The sequence below is a fragment of the Amycolatopsis acididurans genome (genome assembly GCF_012328925.1).
Lineage (GTDB): Bacteria > Actinomycetota > Actinomycetes > Mycobacteriales > Pseudonocardiaceae > Amycolatopsis_E > Amycolatopsis_E acididurans.
In genome coordinates, this window is sequence record NZ_JAAXLS010000037.1 from 43366 (window position 1) to 63301 (window position 19936).

At 66.9% G+C, this 19936-nt stretch carries 21 protein-coding genes and 1 pseudogene; 6 read left to right on the forward strand and 16 right to left on the reverse strand.

Annotated features, from left to right (window positions below; all coding sequences use genetic code 11):
* Positions 1 to 32: 32 nt before the first annotated feature.
* Both HFP15_RS32040 and HFP15_RS32045 read right to left on the reverse strand, forming a co-directional pair.
* Complete coding sequence (locus HFP15_RS32040; protein WP_168520529.1) at positions 33 to 1136, reverse strand: DUF2332 domain-containing protein; 1104 nt, start codon at positions 1134 to 1136, stop codon at positions 33 to 35.
* A 9-nt stretch (positions 1137 to 1145) separates the two neighbouring features.
* Entirely contained in the window at positions 1146 to 1649 is a 504-nt protein-coding gene (locus tag HFP15_RS32045; RefSeq protein ID WP_168520530.1) for a MaoC family dehydratase, read from the reverse strand.
* 311 nt (positions 1650 to 1960) lie between these two features.
* Here HFP15_RS32045 and corA point away from each other — a divergent pair, with 311 nt between their 5' ends.
* Both corA and HFP15_RS43090 read left to right on the forward strand, forming a co-directional pair.
* A complete protein-coding gene (gene corA, locus HFP15_RS32050; protein ID WP_168520531.1) occupies positions 1961 to 3043 on the forward strand; it encodes a magnesium/cobalt transporter CorA in 1083 nt (360 codons plus the stop codon).
* Between the two features lie 340 nt (positions 3044 to 3383).
* Positions 3384 to 3973 (forward strand): annotated as a pseudogene (locus HFP15_RS43090) (ParB N-terminal domain-containing protein); the annotation flags it as partial.
* 10 nt (positions 3974 to 3983) lie between these two features.
* On the opposite strand, the gene HFP15_RS32065 reads toward HFP15_RS43090, so the two are convergent.
* Complete coding sequence (locus HFP15_RS32065; protein WP_168520532.1) at positions 3984 to 5468, reverse strand: MFS transporter; 1485 nt, start codon at positions 5466 to 5468, stop codon at positions 3984 to 3986.
* A gap of 102 nt (positions 5469 to 5570) precedes the next feature.
* On the opposite strand from HFP15_RS32065, the gene HFP15_RS32070 reads away from it, so the two are divergent.
* A complete protein-coding gene (locus HFP15_RS32070) occupies positions 5571 to 6233 on the forward strand; it encodes a TetR/AcrR family transcriptional regulator (protein WP_168520533.1) in 663 nt (220 codons plus the stop codon).
* On the opposite strand, the gene HFP15_RS32075 is transcribed toward HFP15_RS32070, so the two are convergent.
* The 13 genes from HFP15_RS32075 to HFP15_RS32135 form a co-directional block, all read right to left on the reverse strand.
* Positions 6190 to 6531: a hypothetical protein gene (locus HFP15_RS32075; protein WP_168520534.1), complete on the reverse strand. Its 342-nt coding sequence runs from the start codon at positions 6529 to 6531 to the stop codon at positions 6190 to 6192. The genes HFP15_RS32070 and HFP15_RS32075 overlap by 44 nt on opposite strands.
* An 86-nt stretch (positions 6532 to 6617) precedes the next feature.
* Positions 6618 to 7799: an ABC transporter ATP-binding protein gene (locus tag HFP15_RS32080; RefSeq protein ID WP_168520535.1), complete on the reverse strand. Its 1182-nt coding sequence runs from the start codon at positions 7797 to 7799 to the stop codon at positions 6618 to 6620.
* 4 nt (positions 7800 to 7803) lie between these two features.
* Positions 7804 to 8646 carry a carbohydrate ABC transporter permease gene (locus HFP15_RS32085; protein ID WP_168520536.1) on the reverse strand — a complete coding sequence of 281 codons (843 nt, stop codon included), beginning with the start codon at positions 8644 to 8646 and terminating at the stop codon, positions 7804 to 7806.
* Complete coding sequence (locus HFP15_RS32090) at positions 8646 to 9596, reverse strand: carbohydrate ABC transporter permease (RefSeq protein ID WP_168520537.1); 951 nt, start codon at positions 9594 to 9596, stop codon at positions 8646 to 8648. Before HFP15_RS32090 ends, HFP15_RS32085 begins: the two co-directional genes overlap by 1 nt.
* Positions 9593 to 10897, reverse strand: a complete 1305-nt coding sequence (locus HFP15_RS32095) for an ABC transporter substrate-binding protein (RefSeq protein WP_376768911.1) — start codon at positions 10895 to 10897, stop codon at positions 9593 to 9595. Before HFP15_RS32095 ends, HFP15_RS32090 begins: the two co-directional genes overlap by 4 nt.
* Positions 10898 to 11028: 131 nt before the next feature.
* On the reverse strand, positions 11029 to 11553 hold the full coding sequence (locus HFP15_RS32100; protein WP_168520556.1) for a YflT domain-containing protein: 525 nt from the start codon (positions 11551 to 11553) through the stop codon (positions 11029 to 11031).
* A gap of 102 nt (positions 11554 to 11655) precedes the next feature.
* Positions 11656 to 12852 (reverse strand): acyl-CoA dehydrogenase family protein, encoded by a 1197-nt coding sequence (locus HFP15_RS32105; RefSeq protein WP_168520539.1) that lies wholly within the window; start codon positions 12850 to 12852, stop codon positions 11656 to 11658.
* A 73-nt stretch (positions 12853 to 12925) separates the two neighbouring features.
* On the reverse strand, positions 12926 to 13450 hold the full coding sequence (locus HFP15_RS32110) for a hypothetical protein (protein ID WP_168520540.1): 525 nt from the start codon (positions 13448 to 13450) through the stop codon (positions 12926 to 12928).
* Position 13451: 1 nt separating this feature from the next.
* Complete coding sequence (locus HFP15_RS32115; protein WP_168520541.1) at positions 13452 to 13952, reverse strand: DUF3558 family protein; 501 nt, start codon at positions 13950 to 13952, stop codon at positions 13452 to 13454.
* Between the two features lie 11 nt (positions 13953 to 13963).
* Entirely contained in the window at positions 13964 to 14434 is a 471-nt protein-coding gene (locus HFP15_RS32120; RefSeq protein WP_168520542.1) for a hypothetical protein, read from the reverse strand.
* Between the two features lie 13 nt (positions 14435 to 14447).
* On the reverse strand, positions 14448 to 15305 hold the full coding sequence (locus HFP15_RS32125) for a hypothetical protein (RefSeq protein WP_168520543.1): 858 nt from the start codon (positions 15303 to 15305) through the stop codon (positions 14448 to 14450).
* A gap of 13 nt (positions 15306 to 15318) precedes the next feature.
* A complete protein-coding gene (locus HFP15_RS32130) occupies positions 15319 to 15636 on the reverse strand; it encodes a hypothetical protein (protein ID WP_168520544.1) in 318 nt (105 codons plus the stop codon).
* A 108-nt stretch (positions 15637 to 15744) separates the two neighbouring features.
* A complete protein-coding gene (locus HFP15_RS32135) occupies positions 15745 to 16590 on the reverse strand; it encodes a slipin family protein (RefSeq protein ID WP_168520545.1) in 846 nt (281 codons plus the stop codon).
* A gap of 351 nt (positions 16591 to 16941) precedes the next feature.
* Here HFP15_RS32135 and HFP15_RS32140 point away from each other — a divergent pair, with 351 nt between their 5' ends.
* The 3 genes from HFP15_RS32140 to HFP15_RS32150 are packed head-to-tail and all read left to right on the forward strand — an operon-like array spanning position 16942 to position 19898.
* Positions 16942 to 18234 carry a magnesium transporter MgtE N-terminal domain-containing protein gene (locus tag HFP15_RS32140; RefSeq protein ID WP_168520546.1) on the forward strand — a complete coding sequence of 431 codons (1293 nt, stop codon included), beginning with the start codon at positions 16942 to 16944 and terminating at the stop codon, positions 18232 to 18234.
* The gene (locus HFP15_RS32145) at positions 18227 to 18742 is read left to right on the forward strand and encodes a DUF1003 domain-containing protein (protein WP_168520547.1); all 516 of its coding nucleotides are present in this window, start codon (positions 18227 to 18229) and stop codon (positions 18740 to 18742) included. The genes HFP15_RS32140 and HFP15_RS32145 overlap by 8 nt, the downstream gene beginning before the upstream one ends.
* Before the next feature lie 10 nt (positions 18743 to 18752).
* On the forward strand, positions 18753 to 19898 hold the full coding sequence (locus HFP15_RS32150) for an Mrp/NBP35 family ATP-binding protein (RefSeq protein WP_168520548.1): 1146 nt from the start codon (positions 18753 to 18755) through the stop codon (positions 19896 to 19898).
* Positions 19899 to 19936 lie beyond the last annotated feature (38 nt).

Consider the following 19936-nt stretch of genomic DNA (forward strand, 5'->3'; position numbering starts at 1 on the left):
CATCCTGAGCGTGTGCCCACCCGCGCACAAGCTCAGGAAGCGAGCCAGGTCATCCGTTGCCCGAACTTCGACGTGAGCGCCAGCGCCCGCGCGTCCACTTCCCCGTCGTGCCACCGCGTGAGTCCGAGCGTGCAGGCGCCGTCGCCGTCCCAGAAGTTCAGCTCGTCCTGGCCGGGCAGCACGTGCGCCAGCGCGGCCTCGTACGGCTCGTCGCTGACCCACCACACGGGCCGGTCCGCGCCGAGCTTGGCCAGCGCCGCCACGAACTCGGCGCCGCGCTCCCCGAGGTGTGCGACCACCCGGCTCGTCACGACGACCAGCGGCAGGTCGCCCGCCCGCGCGACGGCGGTGCCGAGATCGTCCACCGCGTCGCCGGCGATCAGCTCCGGTGGGTCCTTGCGCTGCGCGGCGGCCGCCGCCCGCAACAGCTTGATCCGGTCGAACTGGTCGGCCCAGACACACGCCTCGAGCCAGGCCAATTCGTCCTCATCGGACACATCGATCGGCTCGACGTCCAGTCCGATCTTCGCGCCCACCGCGAGTTTCTTCGGTAGCTTCGGCAGCCGCGCACCTTCGCCGAGTTCCAGCGCGCAGTGCAGGCCGACCGGCGTTTTCGCGGGCCCCGCCGTCAACTGCTCGCCACCGTCGCACTGGTAGCGGTACCCGAACTTGTCCATCCCCAGCAGCAGGCCCGCGCTGCAGCCGACCTCGAGCAACGCGACCTTGCCGCCGGCCTGTTTCGCCGCCATGGCCACCGCCGGGTACAGGCTCGCGGCGCGGCTCACCTCGTTGCCGACGACCCGCCGGGACCGGATGAGCGCCCGCACCTTGTCCGCGCGTTCCAGCAGGAACTCGCGGAACGTCGGCCACGTGCCGTCGTCGACGCCGTCGGCGCCGCCGAGCGAGGGGTAGTAGCGGAACAGCGGGTGGACGGGCTCGGCCTGGACGAGGCGGTGCGCGGCGGCGAGCAGCAGCGCGGGGTCGGCCGCGTCGTCGGGTGCCGCGGTCAGCAGTCCCGCGACGTCGTCGTCCTCGGCGGCGCGCTCGGCCAGGTGTTCGTAGAGCGGGGACACCCCCGCCGCCTGGTCGGCCGCGAACACGCGCAGCCGCCGCTTGACGTCGTCCAGTCCGGCCACCCAGTCCTCCTACTCGTGTGGAATCGGCCGCGCGGGCTGCTCACCGCCCCGCACGTCGCCGTAGGAACGCTTCGGCACCATCACCTTACGGCGGAAGACACACACGATCGTGCCATCTTGCTTGTAGCCCCTGGTCTCCACGTAGACCACGCCGCGGTCGTCCTTCGACTTCGACGGCGTCTTGTCCAGCACCTCGGTCTCGCCGTAGATGGTGTCGCCGTGGAAGGTCGGCTTGACGTGCTTGAGCGATTCGACCTCGAGGTTCGCGATCGCCTTGCCCGAGACGTCCGGAACGGACATGCCGAGCAGCAGCGAGTAGATGTAGTTGCCGACCACCACGTTCTTGCCGAAATCGGTCGTCTCACCCGCGTAGTGCGCGTCCATGTGCAGCGGGTGATGGTTCATCGTGAGCAAGCAGAACAGATGGTCGTCGTACTCGGTCACGGTCTTGCCCGGCCAGTGCTTGTACACCGCGCCCACCTCGAACTCCTCGAAGTACCGACCGAACTGCACCGTTCCTACCTCCTATTGCGGGTAACGCCACACCTACCTGGAGCGACGTCAACGTACGTTGAGGAGTACCCTCGACCAACGGAGGCATCGCGTCAACGCAACGCGACGACTGGCACAGTGTCCCCGGCCCGAGGAGGTGAGGAACGCAAGATGAGCAGTGGCGATAGTCCGCTCCCTAGTAACTCCAGCGTTCCCGCACGGGCCTTCTCCGGCCGCTAGCAAGAACTTTCGCGGGTTTCGCTGGGCGCTGGCCGAGCGGAAGCGTTTCCGTCCGGCCGTCGTAGCACGATCTACGTCAGCCAGGAGATCTCATGCCTGCGATTCCCTCACTCGGCGGCCTGCGCGGCCGTGGCGGTGGCCGTTCCCGCGCCCAGCCTCCGATCCCGGTGCCGATGTCCGCCTACGTCGTCGACTGCGCCGTGTACGTCGACGGTAAGCGGCTGCCCGGGCGCTGGACGCACGCCTCCGCGATCGAGGAGGTGCGGCGGCGCCGCGAGGGTTTCGTGTGGATCGGGCTGCACGAGCCGGACGAGGAGCAGATCCAGGGCATCGCCGAGATGTACGGGCTACACGAACTGGCGGTCGAGGACGCGGTGCAGGCGCACCAGCGGCCCAAGCTCGAACGCTACGACGACACCCTGTTCATGGTGCTCAAGACGCTGCGCTACGTCGAACACGAGTCGCCGACCACGGCCAACGAGATCGTGGAGACCGGCGAGCTGATGGCGTTCCTCGGGCTCGACTTCATCATCACGGTCCGGCACGGCGCGCACTCCGGGCTGGCCCGGCTGCGCCGCGATCTGGACGAAGATCCCGAGACGCTCAAGGCGGGTCCGGCCGCGGTGCTGCACGCCATCACCGACCACGTGGTGGACCACTACCTGGAGGTCACCAGCGCCGTCGAGGACGACATCGAGGAGATGGAGACCAGGGTCTTCGCCCCGCGCACGGTGATCAGCGCCGAGCAGATCTACCTGATGAAGCGCGAGGTGCTGGAGCTGCGGCGGGCGGTGATGCCGCTCGCCACCCCGGTCCGGCGGCTCGCCGAGGGCTTCACCCGGCTCGTGCCGGACGAGGTGCGCTCCTACTTCCGCGACGTCGACGACCACCTGACCACCGTGTCGGAACGGGTGGCCGCCTACGACGAACTGCTGACCACCCTGGTCGACGCGACGGTCGCGAAGATCTCGCTGCAGCAGAACACGGACATGCGCAAGATCACCGCGTGGGCGGCGATCATCACGGTGCCGACGATGATCGCCGGCATCTACGGCATGAACTTCGACTACATGCCCGAACTGCACTGGCAGTTCGGCTATCCGCTGGTGCTGGTCCTGATTCTCGGGATCTGCCTGCTCCTCTACCGAATATTCAGGAAGAACAAATGGCTCTAGTTCTTTCCTGATTCTTCGAAAGGAGTTTCCCCATGTCCCGGTTGCTGACGAACCTGAAGTTCTGGGCGCTGACCCTGACCATCCTGTGGATCACGGGGGTGGCGGTGGCCATCGCGTCTCATCCGGATCTCGCGCGCGCCGCCCACTGACGCCTGGTGTCGGGTGCATGCGCGGCCCATCGACGCACTGAACGCGCCCTGCGTGTTCGTCGATGCGGGACGGGTTTCCGCGCGAATGGCCTGGACCGGCCGGGGCGATCAACGCGAACGGTCGTGTCGTCGACGTCGCGGGCCTGAACCGCAGCCCGAACGCCGGATCGGCGAAACCCAGGTGCGCAACGTCCTGGCTGCGCCGCGAACCCGACGACGTCAACATCATGCTGCCCTTCGACGAGGTGGTCGAGGCGGTGGGCTACGCCGGAGAGCGGCGGATCGGGCTGCGCGTGATCAAGCTCGACTCGATCGTCGGCAGCGTGGACCGGGGCCGCGATTTCGACCGGCGGTTCCGGCCGACGTCCGGCCGGGTGCGCGAGCGGTGGGAGCGGCTGGCCCTGGCCACCCGCCGCGGCGAGAGCATTCCGCCGATCGAGGTCTACCGCGTCGGCGAACTGCACTTCATCGTGGACGGCCACCATCGCGTGTCCGTCGCGCACGCCCTCGGTCTGTCCACAGTAGACGCCTACGTGACCGAGGTGACCACGAAACTCAACCCTGGCGGGATCCGGTACCGGGGCGATCTGATCGTCAAGGACTATTCCGTTGGTACGAAAGCGAATACCGGCCCGTCGTGGACCTGATGCGGCAGGCCGACCTGATCGGCAACCGCACCGAGGCCGAGGCCTACATGTGGGTCGCGGGCGAGCGCTACCGGCTGATCCGCACTCACCGCTGGGACGACGAAGTCTTCGAAGCCCTTCGCGCCCAGCGGTGAGCCGTGATCGTCACATGTGGACGGCGGCCTCGCCCATATTCTCCGGAACACCCGGCTTGAGCAGCAGCCCGCAGATGATCGCGCCGGCCAGGAAGATTCCCGCGGCCCACATGAACGTCGTGGTGTAGCTGTTGATCGCGGCGTCGACGGCCAGTTGCGGCGTCGGCGTCTTGCCGATCACGAACGACGATGCGGCGTTCGACGCGATCGAGCTCAGCAGTGCGGTGCCGATCGAACCGCCGACCTGCTGCGAGGTGTTCACCGTCGCCGAGGCGACACCCGCGTCGTGCTTGTCCACCCCCGAGGTCGCGACGTTCATCGCCGGTGCCATCGACAGGCCGATGCCGAGACCGGTCACCAGCAGCGGGCCCAGCACGCCACTGGCGTAAGTGCTGCCCGAGTCGAGCCCGGTCAGCCAGTACATTCCGGCCGCGGCGATCAACATGCCCAGCCCCACCAGCCATTTCGCGCCGAAGCGCGGGAACAGCAGGCTGGTCGCGAGGGTGGCGCTGACCATCAGGGTGCCGACCATCGGCAGGTAGGCCAGGCCGGACTTGACCGGCGTGAAGCCCAGGTTCTGCTGCAGGTAGTAGGTCAGGAACAAGAAGATCCCGAACATGCCGATACCGAGCAGGAACACCGCGAGGTAGGCGCCGCCGCGGTTACGGTCGAGCACGACGCGCAGCGGGAGCAGCGGATGCTCGGCCCGGGTCTCGATGGCCACGAACGCGATCAGCAGCGCGACGCCCGCGACGAGGAAGCCCCACACGGACGCGCTCGACCAGTCGTGGGTCTCGGCGTTGGAGAACCCGTAGACCAGCAGGAACAGGCCACCGGACGCGGTGATCGTGCCGGGCATGTCCAGCTTCGGCCGGTGCTCGGAGCGCCGGTGCACCAGCAGCGTCAGCCCACCGACGAACGCGATGACCGCGAAGATGATGTTGACGAACATGCACCAGCGCCAGTCCAGGTACTCGGTGAGCACGCCGCCGAGCAGCAGGCCGACGGCGGCACCGCCACCGGCGATCGCACCGAAGATGCCGAACGCGCGGCCGCGTTCCTTGACGTCGGTGAACGTGGTGGTCAGCAGCGACAGCGCGGCGGGCGCGAGCAGCGCACCGAACAGGCCCTGCGCGGCGCGGGCGATGACGAGCATCTCGAAGCCTGTCGCCGCTCCCCCGACGGCTGAGGCAACGGCGAACCCGGCGGTACCGATCAGGAACGCGTACTTGCGGCCGAACAGGTCGGCGACGCGACCGCCCAGGAGCAGCAGGCTGCCGAACGCGAGCGCGTACGCGGTGATGACCCACTGGCGCGCGTCGCTGGAAAAGCCCAGCTCATGCTGCGCGGTGGGCAGCGCGATGTTCACGATCGTGACGTCGAGCACGATCATGAGCTGCGCGATGGCGATCATCACCAGGATCGGCCAGCGCCGCGAATGATGTGGATCTGCTTCTTGTCTTGGCGGCTCGATGACCGCTGTCGACTCGGACATGTGGACCCCTCACGTACTATGTGGAGTAGGTACCTCCCCTTTCATGTTCCAACGGTACAGGAAGTGGAGGGGAGGCCTCGACTTTGTGAGAGAATGGACGTTATGACACCGGACACACAGCGGATCGCAGCGCCGCGCCCGCTCCGGAAGGACGCCGAGCGCAATCGACAACGGATCATCGCCGCCGCTAGGGAGGTCTTCCGCGAGCGCGGATTCGAAGCGACTCTGGACGATGTCGCGCATCACGCCGGTCTCGGCGTCGGCACCGTCTACCGGCGGTTCCCCAACAAGGAACAGTTGATCGAGTCGATGTTCGCCGACCGGATGACCGAGATCATCGAACTGGCGAAGAAGACGCTCGCCGACCCGGACCCGTGGCACGGGTTCGTCGGATTCCTGGAGAAGGTCGTCGAGCTGATGGCGGCCGACCGCGGCATGCACGACATGATGGTCAGCACGGCGTTCGGGCACGAGCAGGTCGCTCAGATCCGCGACCAGCTGATGCCGCTCGGGCGGGAGATCGTTCAGCGCGCCAAGGACTCCGGCGAACTCCGGGCCGATTTCGAGGTCGAGGACGTGGTCGTGCTGCTCAAGATGTGCGGCGCGGTCGCCACCTACATCGACCACATGGCGCCCGGCATCTGGCGGCGGTACTTCACGCTGCTGATCGACAGCCTGCGCGGCAGGCCCGGCGATCCGACGCCGCTGCCGCATCCGGCGCTCACCGAGGAGATGCTCCGCCAGGCGATGGACTGCCCGCCGTGACGCGGTGCGTGGTCGCGAGCTGATGATGCCGTGCCAGCACGGCGATTCCGGCTGTCGCGACCACGGCGCACGCGGCGAGCGCGCTCGCGGTCGCGCGGTCGGGCTGCGCGCTCTCTTTCAGGACGGTCAGGCCCAGCGTCGTCGCGACCAGCGGGTTCACCACGGTCTTGCAGCCGACGACGATGTCCGGCGGGCCGCCGGCGTAGCCGGGCTGGATGAGCCACGCCCCGGCGAGGAAGGCGAGCACCGCGCCGGTCAGTGACAGCCACGGCAGCTGCGCGAAACCCTCGCCGCGCACGGAGAACGCGACGTCGCGGACGAGGACGGAGACGGGCCCGTAGGCCGCGGCGGAGGGTGCGGCGGACCGGGGGTTGGGGGAGGCTGCTATTGCTCGTAAGTCAGGTTCGCTCCCGAGGTCGGGTCGAATAGCTGGATCTTCGTCGCGTCGAACCAGACGTTCGCGTGGGCGCCTTCGGTCACCGGGCTCGCGGCGGACAGGCGGGTCACGATCTGCGCGCCGCCGCCGGGCACGTCGTCCGCGCCGGTGTCGGCTGCCAGTTCCGCCAGCTCGGTGGTGCTGGCCAGCTCGCCTTCGACCGTGAAGTACGCGTACTTCTCCGACCCCATCGACTCGAGCACGTCAACGCGCGCCGAGAAGGTCACGCCTGCTTGCCGTGCCGACTCGTCCAGCAGTGCGGCATCCTCGAAGTGTTCCGGGCGCACACCGGCGATCACCTCGCGCTGGGCGTTCGCGGCTTCGGCAAGGCGGCGGACCTTGTCCGGCAGGGCGAACGAGCCCAGGGCACTCTTCATCTGCCCGTCTTCGAGCGTGGCCGGGACGAAGTTCATCGACGGCGAGCCGATGAAACCCGCGACGAAGAGATTCGCGGGATGGTCGTACAGGAACTGCGGCGACCCGATCTGCTGAACGTAGCCTGCCCGCAGCACGACGACACGATCGCCCAGGGTCATGGCCTCGGTCTGGTCATGCGTGACGTACAGCGTCGTCGTGCCCAGCTGGCGTTGCAGCTTCGACACCGACGTGCGCATCTGCCCGCGCAACTTCGCATCCAGATTGGACAGTGGCTCGTCCATGAGGAACGCCTTGGGGCTGCGCACGATCGCCCGGCCCATCGCCACGCGCTGCCGCTGGCCACCCGAGAGGTTGGCGGGCTTGCGGTCCAGATGCTGCGTCAGGTCCAGGATCCGCGCCGCCTCCTCCACCTTCTGCCGGACGGTCGCATCGTCCACTTTGGCCAGCCGCAACGGGAACGCCATGTTCTCCCGCACGCTCATGTGCGGATACAGCGCGTAGGACTGGAATACCATCGCGATGTCTCGGTCCTTCGGCGCCCGCTCGTTCATCCGCTGCCCGTCGATACGCAACTCGCCCGACGAGATGTCCTCCAGGCCCGCCACCATGTTCAGCGTCGTGGACTTCCCGCACCCCGAGGGGCCGACCAGGATGATGAACTCGCCGTCCGCGATCGTCACGTCCACTTCGGACACCGCGAGCGCGCCGTCGGGATAACGCTTGCTCACCTTGTCCAGCACGATTTCGGCCATGCCACTACCCCTTCACGGCACCGGAGGTCAGCCCCGCCACGATGCGGCGCTGGAAGAACAACACGAACAGGATGATCGGGATGGTGATCACCACGGCCGCCGCGGAGATCGTCCCGGTCGGGTCCTCGAACTGCGAGGCCCCGGTGAAGAACGACAGCGCCGCCGGAACCGTGCGTGACGCGTTGGTCGACGTCAGCGAGATGGCGAACAGGAAGTCGTTCCAGCAGAAGATGAACACCAGGATCGCGGTGGTGAACACGCCGGGCGCGGCCAGCGGCGCGATCACCCTGCGGAACGCCTGGCCGGGTGTGGCCCCGTCCATCTTCGCCGCCTTCTCCAGCTCCCACGGAATCTCGCGGAAGAACGCCGACAACGTGTAGATCGCCAGCGGCAGCGCGAAGGTGATGTAGGGCAGGATGAGCCCGAGCCACGTGTCGAACAACCCGAGCGAACGCTCGATGTTGAACAACGGCGTGACGAGCGAAACCTGCGGGAACATCGCGATCAGCAGCGAAACCCCGACCAGCAGCTGCTTTCCGGGAAATTCCAGCCGCGCGATCGCGTAGGCGGCCATCGTGCCCAGCACCACGGCGATCAGCGTCGCGATCAACGCGATGCAGATCGAGTTGATCAGCGCGCGGATGAAGTCGGTGGTCTGGAAGATGTCGATGTAGTTCCGGAAGGTCCAGGACCGGGGAACGAACTTCCCGTCGTCCAAAGTGTCCTTCGTCTTGAACGACAGCGACAGGATCCACAGCACCGGAACCAGCGCGTACACCACGACCACGATGTCGACCAGCGTCCACCGCGTCCGCCGACCGGCGGTGATCGCACCCTGCATGGCCATCAGCGCTTGCCTCCAGAGTCACTGCCCGGCGCGGCGGTCCCGAACAACTTGATGAAGATGAACGCGATCAGCGCGACCGTGATGAAGATCAGCACCGACATGGTCGACCCGATCCCGAGGTTGAGGCCTTTCAGCAGGTTGTTGTAGGTCTGCATGGACACCGACGACGTGTCGTTCGCGCCGTTGGTGAGCACGAAGATGTTGTCGAAGATGCGGAACGCGTCCAGCGTGCGGAACAGCAATGCCACCAGGATCGCCGGCTTCATCACCGGCACCATCACCTTGACGAACCGCTGCCACGCGTTCGCGCCGTCCATCGCGGCCGCCTTGAGCAGATCATCCGGCACCAGGGCCAGACCCGCCATCAGCAGCAGCGCCATGAACGGTGTGGTCTTCCAGACCTCGGCGAGCACGATGATCCCCAGCGAGGGCAGGTACTGCGTCAGCGGCGCCGAGCCGGACGCGAACAGGTTCGCGAGATATCCGGTGTCCGGCGTCCACGCGTAGTACCACGAGAAGGCCGCGACCACCGTCACGATTCCGTACGGGATCAGGGAAACCGTGCGCACCAGACCGCGCCCGACGAGAGTGCGGTGCATGATCAGCGCGAGCGTCATGCCCAGCACCAGTTCGATCGCGACCGAGACGACCGTGAGTCCCATCGTGGTACCGAACGCGGTCCACCAGTACGAATTGGACAGTACGGTGATGTAGTTCTCGAACCCGATGAACGTGCGATCCGCGGGGAAGCGCAGATCGTAGCGCTGCAGGGAAAGCCAGACCGAGTACACGATCGGATAGCCGGTGACCGCGAGCATCACGATCGCCGCGGGCGCGCACAGCAGCCAGCCCAGCCGCCGCTCCGCCTTCTTTCCCTCGGACAGCACCGGTTTCTTCGCCGGTTTGCCCGGGCGGGCCTTCTCCTCGACCTCCGAAACGGCGTGACTCACGGGATCACCCCTTTGGACTCGAGCGCGTCCGCGAGCCGGCTGCGCAGCTCGTCGGCGGTCTTCTGCGGGTCGATCTTCGACGGCGGCGAGAGCACCTTCGAGATCACGGTGGACAGACTCTGATAAGCCGGGGTGAGCGGACGGATCGCCGCGTTCTTCAGCGCCGCGAGGATCGTGTCACGCATCGGATACGCGGTCTGCATGCTCGGGTTGTTCTTCGCGTCCACCGGCTTGGCCGGGTCGAGCGGCGTGTTGTCGGTGTAGAGCGACTCGATGCTCGGCGGCACGCCGTCCTTGAGCGCCGAGAATTTCTGATTGTCCCTGTTGCGCAAGCACAACGCCGCTTCGAACGCCTCGGGTTTGTGCTGCGAGGTGCTGCTCACCGCGAGGTCGTATCCGCCGATCGTCGTCTTCGCGGGCGTTGCGGGGTTGACCGCCGGATAGGTCGCCCACTTGAAATGCGGCAGGTTCGCCGCGTCCTCTTCGGCGTAGGAGGCGTAGACGAAGGGCCAGTTCAGCTCGAACGCGCCGTTGCCGCGCTGGAACGCCTGCCGGACGTCATCCTCTTTCGAGTTGGTCAGCGACGGGTCGGTGATCCCGCTGGAGGTGACGTCCTTGAGGATTTGCAGCGCCTGCACGGCGCCGGCGTCCATCACGACCGATTTCCCGTCGTCGGACAGGATGTGCCCGCGCGCGGATGCGACGAGCGTGTTGTAGACGACCACGAGGCCCTCGTACTGGGCACCGGTGAACAGAATCGCGTTCGGCTTGCCCGCCGCCTTGAGCTGCTTCGCCTCGTTGATCATGTCGGACCAGGTGGCGGGCGGCTGCGGGGTGATCCGGTCGTCGTACCACAGCAGCTGGACGTTGGTGTTCTTCGTGGCGCCGTAGAGCTTTCCGTTCCACGTCGCGGTTTCCAGCGGTCCGGGCAGCACGCCTGCGGTGGCGGCGGCCTTGTTCGCGCCGGTCCACTCGTCGATCCAGCCCGCCTCGGCGAACTCGGGCACCCATGTGACATCCAGCCCCAGAATGTCCATTTCCTTGTCGCCCGCCGCGAGCCTGCGGACCATTTGCTGGCGCTGGTCGTCGGCGCCGCGCTGGAGCTTGTTGTAGACGATCTCGTACCGGCCGGCCGCCTGCTTGTTGCAGTTGTCCACCACGCTCTGGAAGGTGTCTTCCGGAGCGTAGTAGAGGTTGATCTTGAGCCCCTGCGCGGAGCTACAGGCGCTGAGCAGACCGGCGGCGACAGTTGCGGCGCTGACCGCGGCCGTGAACCGCCGTTTCGGCCGAGCCCTCCCCATACCCATCAGGCCTCCTTGCCGAACGCGTACGCCGGCAGAGCCTGGTTGTCAGCACGCCGTCGTGCGCAGGAATCGGTGGTGACTCAACTTATGCCTGGCGGTCACGCGCCGCAAGCGCTTTCAAGACCGATTCAGCTGGATGGACGCATGGCGAGTTTGGCGAGCAGATCGCGCCCCTGCTCGGCGTTACGCGGCTGACAGAGCACGTCGTAGCGGCCTGCCACCAGCTGGCTGGAGGAGGAGAAGTCGCGGCGACCCCGGGTGGAGGCGTAACTGATCGCGGCGAACACCAGGCCGAACAGCATGCCCGACACCAGGCCGACGAGTATCGGCTGGTACGTGATGCCCGCGCCACCGCTGAACAGGCTCAGCAGCACGCCGACGAAGAGGCCGAACCACGCGCCGGACACCGCACCGGTCCCCAGTACCTTGCCCCAGGAAAGCCTGCCGATGACGCGTTCGACGAGCATGAGATCGACACCCACGATCGTGACGTCCTCGACCTTGAAGTCGTTGGCCGCCAGATGCTCGACCGCCTGCTGCGCGTCCGAGTACGTGGTGTAGGAGCCGATCGGCCACCCGGTGGGTGGGGTCGGCAGGCGCGGAAGCCCCTGCGCGGAGCGTCCGGACGAGGAAAACGGGCCGGTCACGGTCATCACCTGTGTCGTCGTTCGATGGACTGCCATCCTGTCAAGGACCAGGAAACCACGCGAACCCGGCGTCAGGTCAGTGTTGACCAACCTGTTGTCGGCGTTTTTTCACCCTTTCGACCGGTACTCGCGTAGCAGGCCGCGGCTGATGATCGTTTTCTGGATTTCGCTGGTGCCTTCGCCGATGAGCAGGAACGGGGCCTCCCGCATCAGGCGTTCGATCTCGTACTCCTTGGAGTAGCCGTAGCCGCCGTGGATACGGAACGCCTCCTGGGTGACCTCGGCGCAGTACTCGCTGGCGATCAGCTTGGCCATCCCCGCCGCGACGTCGTTACGGTCCCCGGTGTCCTTCAACCGGGCCGCGTTGACCATCATCAAATGCGCCGCCTCGACCTTGGTGGCCATCTCCGCCAGCTTGAACGCGATCGCCTGATGCTCCGCGATGGCCTTGCCGAACGTCTTACGCTGCTGGGCGTACTCGATCGCCAACTCGAACGCCCGGATCGCGATCCCGCACGCCCGCGCCGACACGTTCACCCGGCCGACCTCGATACCATCCATCATGAACGCGAACCCCCGCCCCGGGGCCGCACCCAGCACCTTGTCCGCCCCGATACGGAACCCGTCGAACACCGCCTCGGTGGTGTCCACGCCCTTGTACCCCATCTTGTCGATCTTGCCCGGGATCGTCAGCCCCGGCAGCACCTCGCCATAACCCTCGGGCTTCTCCACCAGGAACGTCGTCAGATTCTGATGCGCCTTCTCCGCACCCTCATCGGTCTTGACCAGCAACGCGATCAGATTCGACGTGCCCCCGTTGGTCAACCACATCTTCGCGCCATCGATGACGTAGTCGTCGCCATCACGCTTGGCGCGGGTCTTGATCGCCGCCACATCCGAACCCAGATCGGGCTCCGACATCGAGAACGAACCCCGGATCTCCCCGGTCGCCATCCTGGGCAGGTAGTACCGCTTCTGCTCCGGCGTCCCATGCCGGGAAATCATGTGCGCCACGATGAAATGCGTGTTGATCACACCAGACACCGACATCCAGCCGCGCGCGATCTCCTCCACCACCAGCGCATACGTCAGCAGCGACTCACCAAGACCGCCATACTCCTCCGGGATCGTGATCCCGAACAGGCCCATCTCCTTCATACCCTCGACGATCTGCGCCGGATACGAGTCGGAATGCTCCAACTCCTGGGCATGCGGAATGATCTCCTTGTCCACAAACGAACGCACGGTGGACAAGATCTCGGCTTGCACCTCGGTGAGGCCGGCGGTCTGGGCCAGGCGGGCCATGCTCGACTCCTGTGTCTGGTGGCGATTATCGCCGAGTATGACCCCTACCCCGGCTCCCCGGCTATGAGAACTCTCACTGGGCCCGCTGACGACGGCGGGTGGCGCCGATGAACAGTGCGATCACGATCGGGATGATCACCAGCAGGGCTCCGACCACGCGGAACGTCCACGAGTTCACGAACTTCCACACCGTCGCCGAGGTGCCGCCGCGGGCGTTGATGTAGGTGTCATCTCCACCCGAGCAGGTGACAGTGCCGGAGCCGGAACCGACCTCGGCGTACCGGCGCGTCGACAACGAGCGCTTCGACTGGTTGGGCACCGACACCCGCTGCGGGGCCGCCCCCGGCGCCGCGGTGATCTCGCAGAAGGCGGGTTTGCTGTTGGAGGGGTTGTCCAGCAACAGCGTGCCCCCGGTCCAGTGGTAGGTCGCGGCGGAGGAGCCGCGCAGCTTGCCCGTCGAGCTCTGGATCCGGGTCGAGGAGAAGCTGCCCCAGGCGTAGGCCGCGATGTTCAGGATCAGGAACAGCACCGCGATCCCGACCAGCACCTTGCCGTAGCCGGGCAGCTTGCCGAACCGCTTGCCGATGTTCTCCGTCATGTCACTTCCCCGCGCGTTCGATGATGGTGCCGGCCAGTGGTTGCAGTGCGTCACACGTGACGTCCGAATAGGACTGGCGTGTGATGCCGAGAAGATAGGTCGACATGTCCACGTTCAGCTCGCACCGCGAACTCGTCTCGCGCGCGACGTAGACCTGGTGCCCGGCCACCGTCATTGTTCGCTTGGCCGTGCCGGTGATCGCCTGTTTGGACAGTGGCTGCCACACCCGGACGTCGATGTTCTCGTAGATCAGCCCCTGCGGATTCCAGGCGCATTCGCGCTTCTGCGCGTCGCTGCTTTCCTTGTGCTCCACGGGTTTTCCCGGGAACAGCTGTGCGGTGTCGGCGTCGGTGACCAGCGAGCACACGTCGACCGCCTGCCAGCTCGCGGCGGCCGAAGTGGACGGAGCAGCTGTGCTCGCCTCGCCACCGCTACCACCGCAGGCGGTCGCGGCGAGCAGCACCGCGATCGAGCCGCCCACGACGAGCGGAAGTGATCGCATCCTCGTTCCCATCATGTGAAGCGGTTGCCGAACACGCTGAAACCGCCGTCGCCGTCACTGTCGTCGGAGATGGTATTGGACCGAGGCTGCCTGGCCGCGACGATTTCGTCCGGCGTGGCACCTTCTTCCAGTTCGGCCACGATCCCGCGCACAAGGCCGGGGTCGACCTGCTGCCCCGCCTCGGCGTAGGCGTGCACGACGTCCGGGTCGCTGAACGCGCGTCCCTCGGCGATGTCGCGCCAGGAGAACTCGCCCCGGTCCACCAGTTCCTTCAGCCGCTTCAACGACTCGGGGGCGTCGGGATGCTCGGCGGCCTGCCGGAGCCGGTCCACCTCTTCGTCGGAGGGCAGCCGCTTGGTGACGCGTACCCGCTGAGCGCGAGCGATGGCGTCGTCGGCCATGCCCTTCATGCCTTCCAGCTCGGCTTCGAGCCTGCGCATGGCGGGCGTCATCCAGTTCCGCGGATCCTGCGGCCGGGTCATCGGGCTCCTCATCTCACTGTCCACTCGGCACAGCCGTGTGCTGGATGGTGTCGAGGTCTCCCTGGAGCTGCTTCGTGCCGTCCTGGAAGTCCTTCTTGGCCTGGTTGACGTCCTCGGTTCCCTGGTGGAACTGACGCGCGACCGCGACCGCGTCGTTTCCACTTTGGATCGTCGGGATCTGCTTGATCGCGTCCCCGATCTCTTTGAGTCCCTCGAAAAACGCCTTCGCGGAGTCGATGATCTTCTGGATGGTGTCCTGCAGGTCGAGGATCGCCTCGACGAGCTTGATCGCGTCCTCGACCTCGCTGACGATCGGCACCTTGCCCTGGAAGATGTCGACTACCGCGTCCACCCCGGCCTTGGCCCAGCCGCCGCCGGGAATCAGCTTCGTGGCCAGGTTCTCCAGCTTGTGGATGAGGCTCTGCAGCACGTTCACGGCGGCCTGCGCGACCCGGATGGACTGGTCGGCCAGCATGTCGAAACCACGCTTGACGAACCGGCACGCCTCCGCCGTGGCGTAGCAGCCCGCGAACCACGCGCCCTTGATGTAGGTGATCTCGAAGGCGTCCGCCGCGCGGCCGTGGGTCCAGTGTGTGCGCAGGTCGTCGGCGTTGTGTGTGAGGTTGTCGGACACGTTCTCGATCGCCGTGGCCACGGTGTTCCACGCCTCGCCGTTGGCCCGCATCCGGTTGAAATCGCCGGTCAGCGGCTCGATGAGCTCGGTGAACATGTCCTTGCCGCGGATCTGTTCATACACCCAGTTCAGCGCCTGCACGTCCGGCGAGAGGTTCTTGAGCTGGTCCTTGAGGCTGTCGTTGCCGACCTCGGGCGGGTCGAGCTTGAGTTCGGTCTTGTCCGCGTACGTCGTCACGCTCGTTCCCCCATCACAAGGCGTCCTTGAGGTCCAGCAGGTTCTTCTGGTGGTGGTGCTCGATGTCGTCGTAGGCCTTGGCCGTTGCGTCGAGACCGTCGGCACCGCTGCGCAGCCGGTCCTCGCCGAACTGGGCGACCTGGTCGAAGATCCCGGCAAGGATGTCCATCGAACCGGCCAGCACCGTGAACAGACCGGTGAACCCCGCTTTGCTGCACCCTTCGCCGCGTACGAAGCCCTTGATCTTCTCGAAATCGGAGACGCAACCGTCTCTCATATACGTGGCATAGTCGCGAAGTTCGTTCGTATTGTCCACGGCGATGTCGACCATCGTCGGTCCTCCCCCACTGCGGTCTGCCGGTCCGATGCGGGCAGACGATAACGCCGATCGGCGCACGGGGAAGCACGAATCGTCAATATTTCACCGGAATCGGTCCGATTAGGAAGATTTGTCGCCCTCCGGGATGCGCGGCGCGGGCGCGGGCCCGCCGTTCACCGCCTCCTTCGGAGCCTCCTCTTTGGACTTTTCGTGCGATTTCGTATATTGATCGACAAAACGGAGAAGTTCGACCGGGAAGGGCAATACCAGCGTGGAGTTCTTCTCCGCCGAAACCTGCACGACCGTTTCCAGCAATCGCAACTGCAGCGCCGACGGCGTGGCGGACATCCGGGCCGCGGCCTGGGAGAGCTTCTCCGACGCCTGCAGCTCACCATCGGCGGAGATGACGCGCGCGCGGCGCTCCCGCTCGGCCTCCGCCTGCCGCGACATCGACCGCTTCATCGTCTCCGGCAGCGCGACGTCCTTGATCTCCACCCGGTCGATGTGCACGCCCCAGTCCAGCGCGGGACTGTCGATCATCAGCTCGAGCCCCTGGTTCAGCCGCTCGCGGTTGGAGAGCAGATCGTCCAGGTCGCTCTTGCCGATGATCGAGCGCAGGGAGGTCTGCGCGACCTGGCCGACGGCGAACCGGTAGTCCTGCACGTTGACGGCGGCGACCACCGGGTCGATGACCTTGAAGTACACGACCGCGTCGACGCGCACCGTGACGTTGTCTCTCGTGATGCCCTCCTGCGCGGGCACCGGCAGGGTCACGATCTGCATGTTGACCTTCTGCAGCCGGTCGGCGACGGGCACCAGCATCGCCAGGCCGGGCTCGCGGACATTGGGCCGGACCCGGCCGAACCGGAATATCAGGCCCCGCTCGTACTGTTTGACCACGCGGACGCTGGCGGCGAGCCAGGTGACTCCCGCGATGGCGACCACGGAGACGAGTTCCACCAACATGGCAGCTCCCGGGTAGGGTCACTTTTCTCGATGTTACTCCCGTCACATGCTTCGCGACGGAAAAAGATTGGTTGCGAAGCTGAACCGGTGAAGAGCCTGGTCAAGCGCGCGGCGAAGGCCGGCGCGGGACGGGCCCGACCTGGCTCGGTGTCGGTGCTCACGGTGCCCCCGTCCCGACACGGCGAGTCCACTTAGGACCCACTCGATACCGGAAGTCCACTATGGACAACGTCGCCGGAGCGTTGCTGACCGCCGCGGGCCCGCGAGGGCGATTCGGCGCCCGTGGCTTCCCGGCGGTCGAGCGGCTCACCGAGATCGCAGCCCGGGCGGGCGCCCGTTAGCCTTGGCGCTATGGCACCCGTGAACAGGGTTTTCGCAGCCCAACTGGTTGGTCTGCCGGTATTCGGGCCCGACGGTGAGTCCATCGGGAAGGTGCGGGATCTCGTCACCGGGTTGCGGCTGGATCAGCAGCCGCCCCGGGTGCTCGGGCTCGTGGTCGAACTGGCGACCCGCCGACGGGTGTTCGTGCCGATGCTGCGCGTCACCTCGATCGAACCCAACGCCGTGACGCTCGCGACCGGTTCGGTCAACATGCGCCAGTTCCACCAGCGCCCCAACGAGGTGCTGGTGCTCGGCCAGCTCACCGACGCGCACGCGAGCCTGCGCGAGACCGGCGTCCGCGTCACGGTCGTGGACGCGGCGATGGAACCCACGCGCACCCGCGACTGGGTGCTGGCGCGGCTCGCCGTGCGGGAACGCAGCGGACGGCTCGGCATCGGCAAGCGGCGTTCGTCGCTGCAGGTGCTGCCCTGGTCCGACGTGTCGGGGCTGGGCCTGACCGACCTCACCGGCCAGCCACAAGGCGCCGGCCAGCTGCTGATGCTGTTCGACACCATGCGCGCCGTCGACGTCGCCGCCACCGTGCGGGACCTGCCGACCAAGCGCAAGCTCGAGGTCGCCGACTCGATGGACGACGAACGCCTCGCCGACGTGCTCGAAGAGCTGCCCGAGGACGACCAGAAGGAGCTGCTGGCGCACCTGGCCGAGGAACGGGCGGCGGACATCCTCGAGGCGATGAACCCCGACGACGCCGCCGACCTGCTCGCCGAACTCGCGCCCGCCGAACAGAACCGGCTGCTGGACCTGATGGAGCCGGAGGAATCCGAACCGGTCCGCCGGCTGCTCGCGTACTCCTCGGACACCGCGGGCGGCCTGATGACACCCGAACCCGTCGTACTCACGCCCGACGCGACGATCGCCGAAGCGCTCGCGCACATCCGCAACGCCGATCTGCCCGCCGCGCTCGCGACCATGGTGTTCGTCTGCCGGCCACCCACCGCGACGCCCACCGGCCGCTACGTCGGCTGCGCGCATTTCCAGCGACTGCTGCGGGAACCGCCCGCCGAACTGATCGCCACCGCCGTGGACACCGACCTGCCCGCGCTGCGCCCCGGCGCGCCACTGGCCGAGGTCACCCGCTACTTCGCGGCCTACAACCTCGCCTGCGGACCCGTCGTCGACGAGCAGGACCACCTGCTCGGCGCCGTCACCGTGGACGACGTGCTGGACCACCTGCTGCCGGAGGGCTGGCGCGAGACCGGCCTGCACGACGTGACCAACAACCAGGAGGTAGAGCGTGCCTGAACTGCTTCAACGGCGGCGGCTGGACCAGCCCCGCGCGTCGGCCCGGCGGATCGTGACGATCGACCCGGACGCGTTCGGCCGGTTTTCCGAGCGGCTGGCCCGGTACCTCGGCACGGGCAAGTACCTGTTCTGGCAGACGCTGATCGTCATCGTCTGGATCGGGCTCAACCTCGGCGCGGCCACGCTGCAGTGGGACCCGTACCCGTTCATCCTGCTCAACCTGGCCTTCTCCACGCAGGCCGCCTACGCGGCGCCGCTGATCCTGCTCGCGCAGAACCGGCAGGACGACCGCGACCGGGTGTCGCTGGAGGAGGACCGCGCACGAGCCGCGCAGACCAAGGCGGACACGGAATACCTCGCACGCGAGCTGGCGGCGTTACGGTTGGCGATCGGCGAGGTGGCAACGCGTGACTATCTGCGCGGCGAACTGGACAAGCTGCGCGAGGACCTCCAGGCGAAACCGCGGAAACCCAAACGCCAGAATTCGGAGTCCATTACCAGTACGTAACATGGAGTCCATGACCAGCACGCAGCAGATCCCCAGCGTCGAGGACGTTCGCGAAGCGCTCAAGAACGTCTACGACCCGGAGATCAAGAAACCGATCACCGACCTCGGGATGGTCAAGGACATCGTGGTCGGCGAAGACGGTGTCGTGACGGTCGCGGTCTACCTCACGGTGGCGGGCTGCCCGCTCAAGGACACCATCACCCGCGACACGAAGGGCGCCGTCGGCAAGCTCGACGGGGTCACCGACGTGCGCGTCGAACTCGACGTGATGAGCGACGAACAACGTACGGAGCTGCGTAAATCGCTTCGCGGTGACGTCGAGGAGCCGGTCATCCCGTTCGCCCAGCCCGGTTCGATGACGCGGGTGTACTGCGTCGCGTCGGGCAAGGGCGGCGTCGGCAAGTCCAGCGTCACGGTGAACCTCGCGGTCGCGATGGCCGAGCGCGGATTGTCCGTCGGTGTGGTGGACGCCGACATCTACGGGCACTCGGTGCCGCGCATGCTGGGCGCGCGTGAGAAGCCCACCAAGGTCGAGAAGATGATCATGCCGCCGCAGGCGCACGGTGTGAAGGTCATCTCGATCGGCATGTTCACCCCCGGCAACACGCCCGTCGTGTGGCGCGGTCCGATGCTGCACCGGGCGCTGCAGCAGTTCCTCGCCGACGTGTTCTGGGGCGATCTGGACATCCTGCTGCTCGACCTGCCGCCCGGCACCGGTGACATCGCGATTTCGGTGGCGCAGCTCATTCCGAACGCGGAGATCCTCGTGGTCACCACGCCGCAGCAGGCCGCGGCCGAGGTCGCCGAGCGGGCCGGTGCGATCGCGATGCAGACCCGGCAGCGGCTCGCCGGCGTCATCGAGAACATGTCGTGGCTGGAGACGGCGGACGGGCAGCGGATGGAGATCTTCGGCTCCGGAGGCGGCCAGACCGTGGCCGACTCGCTGTCGAAGTCCACCGGTGCCGAGGTGCCGCTCCTGGGTCAGGTCCCGCTGGACCCGCGCCTGCGCGAACAGGGCGACGAGGGCACGCCGATCGTGCTCGCGGAGCCGGACGCCCCGGCCTCCGCCGTGCTGAAGGACGTCGCGTCGAAGCTGTCCGTCCGCGCCCGCGGCCTGGCCGGCAAGATGCTGAACCTAAGCCCCACAGCCCGCTAACCCCCACGCCGCGAGTCCAGCCTTCCGCGCGCCCGAGT